At 48.1% G+C, this 16867-nt stretch carries 5 protein-coding genes; 1 reads left to right on the top strand and 4 read right to left on the bottom strand.

Annotated elements, in window-relative coordinates; all coding sequences use genetic code 11:
- Nucleotides 1–194 precede the first annotated feature (194 nt).
- The 4 genes from FHS57_RS11625 to FHS57_RS11610 all read right to left on the bottom strand — a co-directional run bounded on the left by FHS57_RS11625 (nucleotide 195) and on the right by FHS57_RS11610 (nucleotide 16011).
- A complete protein-coding gene (locus tag FHS57_RS11625; protein WP_183973724.1) occupies nucleotides 195–1892 on the bottom strand; it encodes a tetratricopeptide repeat protein in 1698 nt (565 codons plus the stop codon).
- A gap of 111 nt (nucleotides 1893–2003) precedes the next feature.
- A complete protein-coding gene (locus FHS57_RS11620; protein WP_183973723.1) occupies nucleotides 2004–10448 on the bottom strand; it encodes an HYR domain-containing protein in 8445 nt (2814 codons plus the stop codon).
- Nucleotides 10449–10524: 76 nt separating this feature from the next.
- The gene (locus FHS57_RS11615; RefSeq protein ID WP_183973722.1) at nucleotides 10525–11751 is read right to left on the bottom strand and encodes a DUF418 domain-containing protein; all 1227 of its coding nucleotides are present in this window, start codon (nucleotides 11749–11751) and stop codon (nucleotides 10525–10527) included.
- A gap of 216 nt (nucleotides 11752–11967) precedes the next feature.
- On the bottom strand, nucleotides 11968–16011 hold the full coding sequence (locus FHS57_RS11610) for a hybrid sensor histidine kinase/response regulator transcription factor (RefSeq protein WP_183973721.1): 4044 nt from the start codon (nucleotides 16009–16011) through the stop codon (nucleotides 11968–11970).
- Nucleotides 16012–16149: 138 nt separating this feature from the next.
- On the opposite strand from FHS57_RS11610, the gene FHS57_RS11605 reads away from it, so the two are divergent.
- Nucleotides 16150–16854 carry an XRE family transcriptional regulator gene (locus FHS57_RS11605; protein ID WP_183973719.1) on the top strand — a complete coding sequence of 235 codons (705 nt, stop codon included), beginning with the start codon at nucleotides 16150–16152 and terminating at the stop codon, nucleotides 16852–16854.
- Nucleotides 16855–16867: the final 13 nt, after the last annotated feature.

The following is a 16867-nucleotide window of genomic DNA, read 5'->3' as shown; positions in this document are numbered from 1 at the left end:
AGAATTGATTTGGTTGGAGTCAGTTTATTCATGGACGTCTGAAATAAGCAGTGCAATGCTCCATGAATTTGTTCATCTTCCCAATTTTGGGGCGTGACAAAAGCGTGACAAGCCTGTGACAAAATAGCTACAAAAAATAAACCCCTGTGTGGCAGGGGTTTATAAAACAACTCAATCACCTTCGCCTTAAAAGGCTAAATACTTTCTATCAACTCTTCCAAACTCGTTTGCTCAGAAAGTTGGAGCTTTTTTCGCAACCTACTCTTGTATTGACGGATGGTATCCGACCCAACGCCCAAAGCCGTAGCCATCTCGTTGTTGGAAAACTTCAGTTTTGATAACACCACAAATCGAATTTCGGCTGGACTCAATTCTGGGTATTTGGTTTTTAAGCGAAGCAAATAATCGGTATGCACTTTATCAAAAAGTCGCCGAAATCTATCCCATTCCTCTTCCCTGAGCAGTGTAACTCTCTGCAATTGATTGATGATTTCCGCGTTTTCTTCACCCGTCTTTTGGGCTAAGGTTTCAACCAGTTGATTGTTATCCATCAATTTCTTCGCAAAGCCGTTTAGTTCAACAGTGGCTTCGTCCAGCTCTTTTTGCGCTTGTTGCAAAGCTGCTTCTTTTTGCTTCGCTTTGTGAGATTGCCAACGATACACCCACACCGCCGCTATCATCAGTAAAATCACCATTACAATCAGCGAATTGCGGATAAAAAGACTCACACTTTTCTCATGTTCGAGTTTTAAAACCTCTGCTTTGTGGATTTCAAAGTCCGTCTTTTGTTTGGCCCGCATGATTTGAAGCGCATTGAATTGACGCGAAAGGCTATCTCTGATGATCAAGGCCGAGTCCAGATACACCGAAGCTAATTTATTGTTACCCTTAGCCGATTCCAAACGAGCCAGCTGCGGGTAAAGCAGCTCAAAACGCTTGTATTGCCCCGACAAAATGGCACATTTTTTAGCCTTGCTCAAGTATTTTTCAGCTAAAGCCACATCCCCCTCATCCAAGGCAATCGCCCCCAAAGGAGTAAGCGACCCAACCGCCAATCCGTAGTCTTTGAGAACCTCAATCGCTGATTGCGCATCCAACTCCAACAAGGGTTTCGCTTTTTGATACTGCTTCGTCAGGTAATAACTATACCCAATATTTCCGCTCGCAATTGCCTTCCATACCCCTTTTTCATAGCAACTTGGCTCGTAAAACTCGTACGCTTTTTGAAAATAATAATTGGCTTTGTCGTATTGCTTCAACTTTTGATAACACAACCCAAGCGTGTTAGCCGTGTGCGTTAATTGCCTTTTACAATCCTGCGTATAGGGTGGCACCGTCAAGGCCAACTCAAGGTACTTGATCGTAGTCAGATAGTCCGAAAAAAAATAATACGCTTCTCCGATTTTGTAGTAATACAACAACTTATCGGGAATTTCGATGTCGGGAGTATTGGCCAACAGCTCCGCTAGTTTTTCAAAGTGGATAAACGCCTGTTCGTAATTACGCACAGCATTGAAATAAGTAATCCCGTATAAATATTCCAGTTTGATTTCCAGCCATCGCCACTTTTTTTCTGTATTGAGCTGATACACACTATCAATAAAACCCAACGATTCCTTAGTAAATTCTGAATGATAGAAATAATCTCTATGGATTAAAATATCCGTTTCTACGGTTAATTCCTCGTCGCCTGCTTTTTCGGCTATTTTTTTGATGTTTCCAACGTAGGCTTTGTATTTTTCGACTGAAAGGCTATTGGGGGTTCCGTTATCCAAGTCAAACATGGTCGGAAACCGTTGGGCATAGGTCTTGTGTAATAGGTAGTTATAATTCAGTTGTCCCAAGCCATTGAACGACAGTAGAACGAATAACAGGTACACGAGTTTTTTCATTGTTAACAACTTCCAATTTATCTACACGCAAATGTAAGAACAGACACCTATAAAAAAGTCCTGTGACGATATTTTCACAGGACTTTTGGTATATTATCTACTTACGTTCTCTTACTCCACCTTCACCACCTTCAGCGTTGCTTGCTGGTTAGCCGTCGAAACCTTCAAGAAATACATCCCCGTCGGTAACGCATTTACGCCAAATTCCTCTTGGTGGGTGTTGGTTTCGGGTACAAATTGTCGGCTCAAAACTTCACGGCCTGCGGCATCGCTCAATGCCGCTTGTACCACTTGCCCTTTGCTATTTTGGATTTGAAGGCGGAGGATATTGGTGACAGGGTTGGGCATTACATTGGCGAATGCTCCGTTATCAGTTATCTGTTTTCCGTTATCCGCCCATTGCCACTTGCCCTTTGCAACTTGCCCACTGCCAGTTGCCCCTTCTCTCGCTGCTCCCACGCCTACGCCGTCTTTCGACTGGATTCTGAACCAATATTCTTGGTAGGCTAACACGTTGCCTTGCGGTTTACGAGTTGATGGATAGATGCTACCCCAGCCCTTTTGATCCCAGTAACGAATCCCTAACTTGTACAACCCTTTCGGTAAACCTGCATCGTAGGAATTTCCACCTGCACCGTTGTCTTGGTAAAAGCCGTAGGCGGGATGATTTTGGGCATACAATTCCGTCCAGCCCTCTCGGTTGGCGTACATGAAGTAAGGCGCGTTGTTTTCATGCGTGTTGAAAGAACGAATTATGCCCATTTCAGGCGTCGCCAACATATCAAACGTCAGCGAACCTTCGGTATTTAATCCACACGCTTCTACGTTGATGGTCCAGTAACGAGGCGCTTGTTTGTTGGCATTTTCTACATAATATAATGTCGGATTTACTTGCGTGCTTTGTTCCAATTCAGGGCCGCCATCACGGGTGATGAATTGACTCGACCACGCCGAACGGTCGTTGGTTTTTATCGCCGATTTAGATTCACCAATGTTGATTAACGTCACCACAAACGCATTCCAGTACACATCTTTGCGAATACTTTCGGCGCTCTGACAACCGCCTTCAAAAAGACACTTTGCCCAATACGTCTGCTTCGTCACATTGCTGAAAGCTACTTCAAAACTGGAGGACGTTACACCTGTATTCCAAAACGTTTGGCTACCTGCGGGGCAATTCGCCGAAATTTTCACCGTCGTGCCCGTGCAAACTATTTCTTGACTCACCGTAATCGTTGGCGCGACGTGAATTGGCGTCACTGTAAATGTCACTATATTGCTCTTCTCACTCACACAACCATTTTCGGTCTGACAACGGGCGTAGTAGGAGATTGTTTCCAGAGGTAAGCTCGCAGGCAAACTTGACAAGGCTACATTTGTGCTGGCATTGTACCAAACCGTCCGCAGACTTCCGCAGGACGATTGGCCACTGAAACTTGAGCCACTGTTGCAACTGCCCGTCGATGATAACGATACCGTTGGTGCCGATGGAATTACGACCAATTTTAACCGCATTACGCCTGATTCACTTTCCACGCAAGAAGCCGTTCCACCTGATTGACGACAACGTACGCGGTAATTGTGGTACTGATTATCCACCAAGCCAACGGGCACACCCGCGCTATACTCGCCACCATCTACTGAATAAATTGTCACTTCATTTGCCCCACAATTGGCAGTAAAACTAAGTGGGATATTCACCAAACTGCACACTTCCTTGGTCTCGCCCACTGCTACACTCACACCGTCCACTAGCAGAGACACATTTTGTGGGACAGTCGAACGGTAATTAATCGTCAATTCAATCGGATTCGTGTAAGTTACTGAATGATTGGCATCACAGGCCGCTTGATAGCGATGGGGTTGGTTATTGGACAATTGGGAAACTGGGGCATTGGGTGACCATGCACTCCACGCATTGCTTCCCACTTGGCTGCGCCATACAGGAGTACCTACTACGCATCCACTCGAAACCGTAAACTGCAAACTATTAACTGGATTCGCATCCGTATCGCAGAAAGTTTGAGCGTTACCTTCGTTTAAGGTTTGTTGTAATGTCGTCAACGTAATCGTAGGTTTGCTTATCACCGTTACCGTAAACGAACACTCCGTCGTTTGGCCATTCGCCGCCGTCACTTTGAAGGTATTGGTCGTCACGCCTACGGGATATAGCACTCCCGTTCCAAGACCTGACGTCTGGGTCGTTACGGCACCTGCACAATTGTCGGTGCCCACGGGTGCGACGTACGTCACGAGCATACCTTCATAGACTACACTATTCGCGGGACAAGTAATCTTGGGCGCTTCTGCATCGGTGACCGTTACGGTGAATGAACAACTTGTCTTTTGGCCGTTTGACGCCGTTACTTCAAACGTATTTGTCGTTGTTCCTACGGGGAAAGCCGCGCCAGAAGCCAAGCCTGCCGTTTGTGTTGTTGTCGCACCTGAACAGTTATCGCTGCCTACGGGTGCGGTGTATGTCACCACCGCGGAGCATTGACCCGCGTCGTTGCTAACGCTGATGTTGGCGGGACAAGTAATTTTAGGGGCTTCCGTATCGGTAACCGTTACGGTGAATGAACAACTTGTCTTTTGGCCGTTCGCCGCCGTTACTTCAAACGTATTGGTCGTGATTCCAACTGGGAAAGCTGCGCCAGAAGCCAAGCCTGCCGTTTGTGCTGTTGTCGCACCTGAACAGTTGTCACTGCCTACGGGGGCGGTATATGTTACCACCGCGGAGCATTGACCCGCGTCGTTGCTGACACTAATATTCGCAGGACAAGTAATCTTAGGTGCTTCTGCATCAGTAACCGTTACGGTGAATGAACAACTTGTCTTTTGGCCGTTCGCCGCCGTTACTTCAAACGTATTGGTCGTGATTCCAACTGGGAAAGCTGCGCCAGAAGCCAAGCCTGCCGTTTGTGCTGTTGTCGCACCTAAACAGTTGTCACTGCCTACGGGGGCGGTATATGTTACCACCGCGGAGCATTGACCCGCGTCGTTGCTGACACTAATATTCGCAGGACAAGTAATCTTAGGTGCTTCTGCATCAGTGACCGTTACGGTGAATGAACAACTTGTCTTTTGGCCATTCGCCGCCGTTACTTCAAACGTATTTGTCGTTGTGCCTACGGGGAAAGCTGCGCCTGAAGCCAAGCCTGCCGTTTGTGCTGTTGTCGCCCCTGAACAGTTGTCGCTGCCTACGGGGGCCGTGTATGTTACCACCGCGGAGCATTGACCTGCATCATTGCTAACGCTGATGTTGGCAGGACAGGTAATCTTAGGTGCTTCTGCGTCGGTGACCGTTACGGTGAATGAACAACTTGTCTTTTGGCCGTTCGCCGCCGTTACTTCAAACGTATTGGTCGTGATTCCTACGGGGAAAGCTGCCCCAGAAGCCAAGCCTGCCGTTTGTGCCGTTGTCGCACCTGAACAGTTGTCACTGCCTACGGGGGCGGTGTAGGTTACCACCGCGGAGCATTGACCCGCGTCGTTGCTGACACTAATATTCGCAGGACAAGTAATCTTAGGTGCTTCTGCGTCGGTGACCGTTACGGTGAATGAACAACTTGTCTTTTGGCCGTTTACTGCCGTTACTTCAAACGTATTGGTCGTGATTCCAACTGGGAAAGCTACACCAGAAGCCAAGCCTGCCGTTTGTGCCGTTGTCGCACCTGAACAGTTATCACTGCCTACGGGGGCCGTGTAGGTTACCACCGCGGAACATTGACCCGCGTCGTTACTGACACTGATGTTGGCGGGACAGGTAATCTTAGGTGCTTCCGCGTCGGTGACCGTTACGGTGAATGAACAACTTGTCTTTTGTCCATTTGCCGCCGTTACTTCAAACGTATTTGTCGTGATTCCTACGGGGAAAGCTGCCCCAGAAGCCAATCCTCCCGTTTGTGCCGTTGTCGCACCTGAACAATTGTCGCTGCCTACGGGGGCAGTGTAGGTTACCACCGCGGAGCATTGACCCGCGTCGTTACTGACACTGATGTTGGCGGGACAAGTAATCTTAGGTGCTTCTGCGTCGGTGACCGTTACGGTGAATGAACAACTTGTCTTTTGGCCGTTTGCTGCCGTTACTTCAAACGTATTGGTCGTGATTCCAACTGGGAAAGCTACCCCAGAAGCCAAGCCTGCCGTTTGTGCCGTTGTCGCACCTGAACAGTTGTCACTGCCTACGGGGGCCGTGTAGGTTACCACCGCGGAGCATTGACCCGCGTCGTTACTGACACTGATGTTGGCAGGACAGGTAATCTTAGGTGCTTCTGCGTCGGTGACCGTTACGGTGAATGAACAACTTGTCTTTTGGCCGTTTGATGCCGTTACTTCAAACGTATTGGTCGTGATTCCAACTGGGAAAGCTGCCCCAGAAGCCAATCCTGCCGTTTGTGTTGTTGTCGCACCTGAACAGTTGTCGCTGCCTACGGGGGCCGTGTATGTTACCACCGCGGAGCATTGACCTGCGTCGTTGCTGACACTAATATTCTGGGGACAAGTAATTTTGGGCGCTTCCGTATCAGTGACCGTTACGGTGAATGAACAACTTGTCTTTTGGCCATTTGCCGCCGTTACTTCAAAGGTGTTTGTCGTTGTGCCAACGGGGAAAGCCGCGCCAGAAGCCAAGCCTGCCGTTTGTGCCGTTGTCGCACCTGAACAGTTATCACTGCCTACGGGGGCCGTGTATGTTACTACCGCGGAGCATTGACCCGCGTCGTTACTGACACTGATGTTGGCGGGACAGGTAATCTTAGGTGCTTCTGCGTCGGTGACCGTTACGGTGAATGAACAACTTGTCTTTTGGCCGTTTGACGCCGTTACTTCAAAGGTGTTTGTCGTGATTCCTACGGGGAAAGCTGCACCAGAAGCCAATCCTGCCGTTTGTGCCGTTGTCGCACCTGAACAGTTATCGCTGCCTACGGGGGCGGTGTATGTCACCACCGCGGAGCATTGACCCGCGTCGTTGCTGACACTGATGTTGGCAGGACAGGTAATCTTAGGGGCTTCCGTATCGGTAACCGTTACGGTGAATGAACAACTTGTCTTTTGGCCGTTCGCCGCCGTTACTTCAAACGTATTGGTCGTGATTCCAACTGGGAAAGCTGCCCCAGAAGCCAAGCCTGCCGTTTGTGTTGTTGTCGCACCTGAACAGTTGTCACTGCCTACGGGGGCCGTGTATGTTACCACCGCGGAGCATTGACCTGCATCATTGCTAACGCTGATGTTGGCGGGGCAGGTAATTGTTGGGGCTTGGTTATCGCCTACGGTCACTGTCACACAGTTACTAATGGCTTCACAAGCGACCCCATTTAACGTAGAAATAGTCACACGTCGATAGTAAGTCGCTTGGCTTAATGGTGCAGGCGGATCGTATGTTGATGCTGTTGCATCCGCGATGGTCGAAAAACCACTACTGCAATTGGTGGTACTCTTCTCCCAGCGGTAGGAAATCGTACCAGCCCCTGACCCATTGGTCGTTGAGGTAAAATTATCGGGATCACCCGCTGCGCAAATAGTCTGATCACCAGAAATGCCGCCTGCGCTTACCGAGGCTACCGTAACGGTTACACAATTACTCACCGCTTCGCAGGTACCATTGGCTACCCCATTGAAGGTAGTAATCGTTACTCGCCGAAAATAAGTCGTTTGGCTTATACCAGCAGGTGGATTATACGTCTCTTCTGTTGCACCCATAATTGAGCTAAAGCCGCTACTACAATTCGTCGTACTACTTTCCCAACGGTAGGTAATGGTTCCCCCATTGCTCGAACCAGCAACACTACTGGTAAAAGCCGCTGGATCACCCCCTGAACAAAGCGTCTCACCACCACCGGCAATCGTTCCTCCCTGTGGATTAAGCACCACAATGACTATACAATTTGGGGCAATCGCTTCACAAGCAACCCCATTTAACGTAGAAATGGTAGTCCGACGAAAAAAAGTGGTTTGAGTAATACCAACGGGTGGGTCATAGTCGGCACTCGTTGCGCCCATGATAGGGGTCAATCCAGAAACGCAATCCACTGTGCCACTTAACCAGCGATAAGTAATCGTACCACTGCCCGAACCGAGACTCGTAGAAGTAAGTGTTATTGGGTCACCGCCATGACAAGCTACCTGATCACCAGCAACAGCACCCCCACTTACCGTGTTGTTTGCTACCGTGACGGTTACACAATTACTCGCCGCTTCGCAGGTACCACTGGCTGTACCATTGAAAGTGGCAATCGTTACTCGCCGAAAATAAGTCGTTTGACTTAAACCGGCAGGTGAATCATACGTCTCTCCTGTTGCACCCATAATTGAGCTAAAGCCGCTACTACAATTCGTCGTACTGCTTTCCCAACGGTAGGTAATGGTACCTGCATTACTCGAACCAGCAACACTACTGGTAAAAGCAACTGGGTCACCCCCTGAGCAAATCGTCTCATCGCCAGCAATCGTTCCTCCCTGTGGATTAAGCACTACAATGACTATACAATCTGGGGCAATCGCTTCACAAGCAACCCCATTTAACGTAGAAATGGTAACCCGACGAAAATAAGTGGTTCGAGTAATACCAACGGGTGGGTCATAATCTGCACTCGTTGCGCCCATGATAGGGGTCAATCCAGAAAAGCAATCCACTGTACTACTTAACCAGCGATAAGTAATCGTACCACTGCCCGAACCGAGATTAGTAGAAGTAAGCGGTGTTGGGTCACCGCCACGACAAGCTACCTGATTACCAGCAACATCACCTCCACTTACATTATTAATGACCACTGTCACACAGTTACTATTGGCTTCACAAGCGACCCCATTTAACGTAGAAATAGTCACACGTCGATAGTACGTCGTTTGGCTTAATGGTGCAGGCGGATCGTATGTTGATGCTGTTGCATCCGCGATGGTCGAAAAACCACTACTGCAATTGGTGGTACTCTTCTCCCAGCGGTAGGAAATCGTACCAGACCCTGACCCATTGGTCGTTGAGCTAAAATTACTAGGATCACCCGCTGCGCAAATAGTCTGATCACCAGAAATACTGCCTGCGCTTACATTATTGACATCAACCGTGGTAGTTTGCGCCAAACCGCTGATGACACAATTATTGGCATCCCTGATTTGAGTGAGGTTAAAATGGGTAGTACCCGTAAAATGAACACTTTCTGTGAGGTTCGCAAATACCGAACCGCTTACAACATTATTGTAGGTCACCCCATTGACTGTTATCGCAAAAGGCCCCGTGCCCGAAGGGGAAGTGAAACTAAGTTGAATGCTACCTCCTGCACAAATAGTCGTTGCGTTACTACTGATATAGCCAGTAGGGCTGAGACTGGAAGTATTACTGGCATAAACGTTGTCATTATTGGTATAAGTACTGTTGTCGTCATCGGCGGTATTGCCGCTAAAGGTTACATTACACATATTAACTACGGGCTCATTAGTCGTGCCAGGAGCAGCATTTCCGCCATTATCGGTCTTGTTGAATACAAAAAATGCCCCGCCATAACCTTTGGCACCATTATTTCCTCTGGTTGCATTATTATTGGTAAAATTGACGTCCGTTAAACTCAAACTGCCACTTGCCACAAAAATAGCCCCACCAGCACCCATACCTCCACCGCCATTATTACCGCCACCAAAACCGCCGCTCGCTCCTGCTCCTATATTACCCCTGCCACCGCCGCCACCAAAACCACCGCTCGCACCTATATTACCCCTACCACCACCGCCACCAAAACCACCAGAACCACCGCCTGTGCCACTACCACCACCGCCACCAAAACCACCAGCGCCACCTGTAGTGCCACCACCACCGCCGCCGCCAAAACCACCAGGACCACCACCTGTACCACGATTTCCACCGTTGCCAAATATAGAGATTCCACCATTGGTACCACCAATATTGTCTCCGCCATTGGTCACACTACCTCCAGCAGCATACCCATTTCCCAACACACCACCTGCACCACCGTAATGAAACGTACTCCCGCCGAGGTCAACAGGAAAAGCACCGCCATTACCACCCATACCACCACCACCACCATCTACTGAACCTGTACCATTGCCTCCCACTGCTCGGTTGTTGCTAAGGTTCACATTGATTAAACGTAATTGAATACTACCAGTGCCCCCTTCTTTACCTTCGTGCATAAAAATAGCTCCACCCGCACCCATACCTCCTGCATTACCATCCCCCCCTTTGGCGTAGCCATTGGCCAGGGTAAGGTTTTGAATGGTAATGGTACCATTTTGTATCCAAAAAATACGTGAGGTGCCACCTCCGCTAATTGTCAGATTTGCTACGCCTAAACCATTGATGCTAATATGATTCGTAATCACCAAAAAGGGACTAATGACCGTGATGGTGGACCCATTGGCTACCGTAAAATTAATCTGGTGCGGGGTAGCCGCCGTTGCACTTGCATCTGCATTGGCACTAAGAATGGCTTGGCGAAGAGAACCTGCGCCACTGTCATTGGTGTTGCTCACCGTAAAGGTGGCCGCATGGGCAATTCCAAGCAGACTAGCCCACAGAGCAAAAATTAAGACACTTTTTTTCATAATTAATTGATTTTAAGCAAACTATTTTTGGTATGCCGTAATCGCATACGTCGATTAAACCTTCATTTACGGGTTTTCAGGAAATGGCTTCTGGCCGTTTTTGGGTATAGGTGAGCTTTCGCCAAAGCCATTCCAAAGGCCCTTGTCGGTAATACTTCAGCCAGAGGTTGCTGTAGCTAACTTGACAAACATAGATACCGACCGCGACAACCAGCGATTCGAGCAGGGTCAGCCGCCCCGACAAGCCTAGGCCATAGCCGTAAAAAAGTCCCATGCACAACAGGGTTTGCATCAGATAATTGGTCAGACCCAACCGACCCGCATTGGCAATCCAACCGAAAACACGATTGGGGTATTGGTTAAAAAGCATCGCGAGTTCAATCAGATAGACTACCGTCAACAAAGGAGTTCCCAGAAAGTCGGCCAGTGAAAAAATCAAGGGTTCGTAGGGCAAAGAGTTGACCATAGGCAGGTGAACTCCCAAAACGGGCAAGCTGGCGACCGCTTTTAACATCAGCCCCATTGGAAATAGCCAAAAAGCCGTTCGTAAAAATTGATTTTTAACTTCGGCCAGTCGGCTAAACAGTTGTAGTTTTCCTGCCATCAAGCCCAATAAAAACATCATCTCGTAGTGCAAGTAACCAGCAAAACCGTGCTTGAAAGCCATGACATGCAGCATCACCACCCCCAAACTTTGCAGGCTCATCACCTCCCAAACCGACCCCTTTTGCCACGTAGCGACTACCTGCATGACGACCGCATCGAACTGTTGCTGACTGGCCGCTTGCTCAGATGGCGTAGAGGGAAACGCCAGGGTCTGTACAGTCTGAAGCACGACCCCCAAAACAGCCAGTCCAATGACCCATTTGCCCAACACGGCAACCGACTTTTTACTAAAATAAAGCAACGTAAACCCTAGCAACGCATACTTGTGCAGGACGTCGCCAAACCAGAATATAAAGGCATGAAGCAACCCCAAAGCCAACAGCACCCATAAACGTCGTTTGAAAAACCGATTTGTATCCAGTCCCGCGTGGGTATTCTTTTTGCTCATCAGGTAAAAACCCAGCCCAAAAAGAAAACTGTAAATCGTATAAAATTGCCCTTTTATCAACAACTGAACGAAAAATTGGGCGGGCGCGTAGGTATCTGGCTGGTCTAACCCCAGCTTATATACTTGCTCGGGACGGAGCAAGGCAAACAACGCATAGGTCTGTACGTTAATCAACAAAATACCCAACAGGGCTAGTCCCCGAATAAAATCAATCGTGACTACACGATGTGAGAGGCTTGGTTTCAACATGGAATTCACCTGCAATTAATTTAGAGTTTCTCATTGAGACAGGGCTCTTCATAACTGCCATCCACGTTGGTATAAAACCTGTTGCAAAGGAGGTAAATAAAAGACCCGTTTTTCGGACACAAAGGTCTGACCAAGCCCAAAAAAGGATGGTAAATCAGGTTGCAAATGTGGTAACTGAGGTTGCAGAGTGCCCCAAAACACGCTTTTTAGGGGCATTTAGCCCAATCGGGCAAATTCGCTGGGAGTCATTTGATACTGTTCCCGAAAACACTTTGCAAAATACTGAGGGCTGTCAAAGCCGACGCAGTAGGCCGTTTCGGAGCTATTATACCCCTGTTGTAGAAATTGAGTAGCGCGTTTGAGTCGATAGATACGGATGATGTCACCCGTAGCCAGACCCGTTAGCGCTTTTACTTTACGGTGCAACGAGCTGCGACTCAAATTGAGTTGTTCGGCCAATTGCTCCACACTCAACGACGAATCGTCCAATTTTTCTTCGACGATGGCGTATAGTTTTTCCAGAAATGAATCAAGCTCCACTGGCTCTGTAGCCTGCGTTTCGTTGGGTTGGTCGGGCTTGGAGGCCGCAGGCCGTGCCAACTCTTGCCGCATCCGCTCACGGAACCGACGCTGGCGTTCGAGCAGATTGTGAACACGCAACGTCAACTCTTGCACGTGAAATGGCTTGGTCAAGTAATCGTCAGCTCCCCGCGTAAGACCTTCCAGACGATTTTCAAAAGTGACTTTTGCCGTTAGCATAATGACTGGAATGTGGTTGGTCTGCTCTTCTTCCTTGATTTTTTGACAAAACGTATAGCCATCCATCACGGGCATCATCACGTCGCTGATAATTAAATCGGGCAAGTCCGCCAATGCTTTTTCAAACCCATCGGCTCCATTAACCGCCCGACTGATGCGGTAAAAGGCGGGCAAACTATCCACAATAAAATCTGCCAGTTCCGCATTATCTTCTACCAACAGCAGATGCGGAGGCTCGCTATGACTTTCGTATAACATCGGCAAATCGGCCAGTGATGGCTCCTCCGTAATGGGCTCTTCCACCACCTCTGCAACCAAACGTTGGTCAGCCCGTCGGTAAGGGAGCGTTACCCGAAAGGTTGTGCCTTGGCCAAGGGTGCTTTCCACGGCAATGTGCCCTTGCTGCAATTGGACCAATTCTTTCACCAACGCCAGCCCAATGCCAGTACCCATCCGAGTGTCAGGACTAAACCCCTCTCCTTGGTTATCCAGCGCTACCTCAGGCGACTGCTGAAAAAAACGGTCAAAAACCAACGGCAATTTATCGGCCGCAATGCCCACCCCCGTATCCGACACCACCAGTTCCAAATCGGTAGAAGCATACAACGAAACCGTCACTTGTCCTCCCTTTGGCGTAAACTTCAACGCATTCCCCACCAGATTGGCAATAATCCGCCCCAGCTTTTCTTCATCAAACCAATAGGTACCACCAACCGCCGACGAAACTGACAAGACGATGCCTTTTTGGATGGCTTCTTCCTGAAACAAGCCGACGGTCTGCTCTACAAACTGGTCGATATCCCCTTGTACTTCCTGAACCGTCAGCACGTTAGCGTCGAGTTTGGCGGCATCCAACAATTGATTAATCAGGGATAATAACTGCTTGGCATTGCGGCTAATCGACTCCAAGCGCTTGACGTAGGGCGTACCCGCCAATTCTTGAATCAAGCCAGCCATTGGGGATAGAATCAGGGTCAGCGGAGTACGAAAATCATGCGTTACGTTGGTAAAAAAACGAGACCTTATTTCGTCGAGTTCACGCAATTGCCGCGCTTCCTGCTGACGAAGCGCTACCGACTGCCGCAATTGCAATTGGTTTAGTCGTAACCGAATACCGTACCAGAGACTACCCGCCACCACCAGTACATACAGCACATAAGCCCACCAAGTAGTCCAGAAAGGAGGGGTGATGATAACGGTCAATCGGCGCACGTAGGGACTCCAAATACCCGACGTATTGGACGCATTGACCAGCAGCGTGTAGCGGCCTGGTGCCAGCGTGGTGTAAATGGCCTGCGGCTGACTCGTTTCCACCCAATCATCTTCCACGCCTTCCAGCTTGTAGCGATAGTGGTTTTTGCCTGGCAAGTTGAATTGCAAAGCGGCGAAATATACCGTCAAAAAATTCTGATTATAGGGTAATGTAAGTTCGTGAATGGCATGAATAGGCGACTTAAGAAAAGACTGAGGGTTGGGCTCAACCAACCGATTATTGACATACAACTCGGTTAGTTCCACTTTGGGCTGAAATGAATCATCCCGTAATTTAGCTGGCCAAAACGACGTTATCCCTTCTACCCCTCCCATGATGACTTGTCCATTGGGCAGGAGAAGGTAATGAAAGCGGTTAAATTCATTGGCCAGCAACCCGTCTTCAGTGGTGTAATTTCGGGTCTGAAAGGTTTTACGGTTCATTCGGCATAGCCCTTTGTTGGTGCCAATCCACAGATTTCCGTATTGATCAGGAAGGGCAGAATAGATTACATTGTTGGGCAAACCATCCTGCTCCGTAATCCGCCGACACTGCCCCGACCGCTTGTCGAACGCACACAATCCTTTGCCAAACGTACCAATCCACAGCCGATTTGAATCTACGGGGTCTGCGCTTAAACAATAAAGTGTATTGCTACTGAGCGAAGTAGGCTGGTCGGGCTGGTGAACATACGTGCGTAATTGTCCCGTTTTTCGGTCGAACCGATACAAACCATGAGCCTTCGTGGCAAGCCAAAATGCCTGTCTATCGGCCACCATCTGTATAATTTCAGTAAGGGGCTCCACCTTAAAATGATGCTCGGAACGAATCCACTGGCGTTTTTCAGGCGCATAATACCATAAGTAATGGGCCTCTTTCTGCCATTGTAGCAGCCAAACACGGCCCTGCGCATCGGTCGCCATCGGCGTAATTGTTTGGACAAAGGGAATGGGAAAGTCAACCCGCTGCTCCTTGTGCGTGGCGGTATTGATATGAAAGATAGTCGATGTACCACTATTAGCCCAAAGACCTCCCTGATGATCTAGCGTATAGCGAAACTTATACGGGTCTGTGTTTTGGCCCAAGCGGACTTGATTGGCTGGTAGATGTACCCCTTGAACAAACACATCTTCCTGAAAACCACGTTGATAACGAGCCGTTTGGAAGCTATTTGTTCGTAAATCGTATTTGCGCACACCCGAACCGTTGGTGCCGACCCAGAGGACATCTGAGTGATCAATGAGCAGACTGGTACAAAAACCAGTTTTTAACGTAAAATTGGTCACCAACTGAATATTGGCCAAGTCAGTAAAGCGAAACAGGCTGTTCCGTTGATCAAAATAAACTTCTCCCCGACTATCGGTCAAAAAGTGGATACCCCACAAGTGGTGATCTTCAAATGACGCTTTATCATCGCTAGGCAATCGTTGCGATTGAAAATGCCCTGTTTTGGGGTTGAATTGGCAGACATAATGATGGGTACCCAATAGCAACTCCCCCGAAGGTCGTTGGGCCATTCCATATATGGCCAGTTCGGGCAATGCAAGCGGTGTCGGAGAGTTTGGACGATAATGATGAAAATAGCCCATCTTCTCGTCGAACCGTTCCAAACCTGCATCCGATGTACCAACCCAAATCGTCCCCTGCTGATCTTGAAATACCGAACGTATGTGATTTGAACCTATGGAATGCGGTTGATCATCGCGGTGCTGAAACCAGCGGGCACGGCGAGTTGTCATGTCATAACAAACCAATCCGTTGTTCTCAAAGGCCATCCAAAGCCTGTTTTGTCGGTCGGGGTAATAATGCCGGGCACCTATATAGGGCACCCTCAGGTGCGTCAGTTGTTTCAAGATGTCGGTAAAAACTTCGGTGAGAGGATCAAACATAACCAACTCCCCTTGTTCCGACGTAATCCATATACGTCCTTGATGATCAAGCAATAAAGAGTAAAGACTAGAAAAGGGTATGGATGATTTTCCAGTAATATCTCCCTGTTCTCGGAAAATTTTTAAGCGGTTACCATCGTATCGGCAGAGGCCATCGTGGGTAGCCATCCAGATAAATCCCTGTTTATCCTGTACAATACCCGACACAAATCCCTGTGGTAAGCCCTGTTGATTGGTAAAAAGTTCAGGTTGTGGAAAGTCCAGCGATTGCGCCCTTACAAACGACCCCAAAAAGGTTAGACACAAAACCAACAACCATACCTGAATTCTATTCCGTAGCATCATAAAAGCGAAAGACATCTGGCCAAAGTTAGTAAACATGGCGGAGATAACTGACTTATGAAACGTTGAAATCATCCATCTACTTTCAAGATAGTATTAAATTTGATTTTTGTCTATTTTATTTATACTTTGCGTATATATTTTAAACAGCAACACATGAAATCAATTACTTATTTTGCCCAAAATTTGGTTTGGTTACGTAATCAATTGGCACCTAAACTTTCTCAACAGCGTTTGGCCGACGAAATTGGTATCAAAAAATCTACCCTTGCCGCTTACGAAGTAGGGCGTTCTGAGCCCAATTTCGGTGATTTGGTAAAATTAGCCGCCTATTTTACTATTTCCATTGACGATTTTCTCCAAATAGACTGTAGTCAAAAAATAAAACCTGTTGCTCGGCACAAAACAACTGACCGAGTTTTGGTCACCACCGTAGATAGTACTACCCGCGAAAACATTGAATTTGTGCCCGTCAGGGCTTTGGGTGGTTATACCCAAGGATACGGCGATGTTGATTACGTGCAAAAACTTCCCGTTTTCCAGATGCCTTTTTTATCACGCGACCGTAAATACAGGGCTTTTCCCTACGTGGGTGATTCCATGCCACCGCTCAGAAGCGGCTCCGTTGTTTTTGGAGAATACATGGATAACTGGGGCAGTATAAAAAATGGCACACTTTGCCTGATTGTCACTTCCGACGAAGGAGTTGTACTAAAAAAGGTATTTAACTACTTAGATGACAAGGGCGTACTTGTCCTAAAATCTCTCAACGAAAGATATGCTCCCTATCCTGTTGGTATCAACGAAATACTCGAAATTTGGCAGTTTGTGGGCTATTTTGATGAGCGATTCCCAGAATAAGGCCCATTACTAT

The organism is Runella defluvii, from assembly GCF_014195535.1.
GTDB lineage: Bacteria > Bacteroidota > Bacteroidia > Cytophagales > Spirosomataceae > Runella > Runella defluvii.
This window is presented reverse-complemented; position numbering and strand designations above follow the sequence as displayed.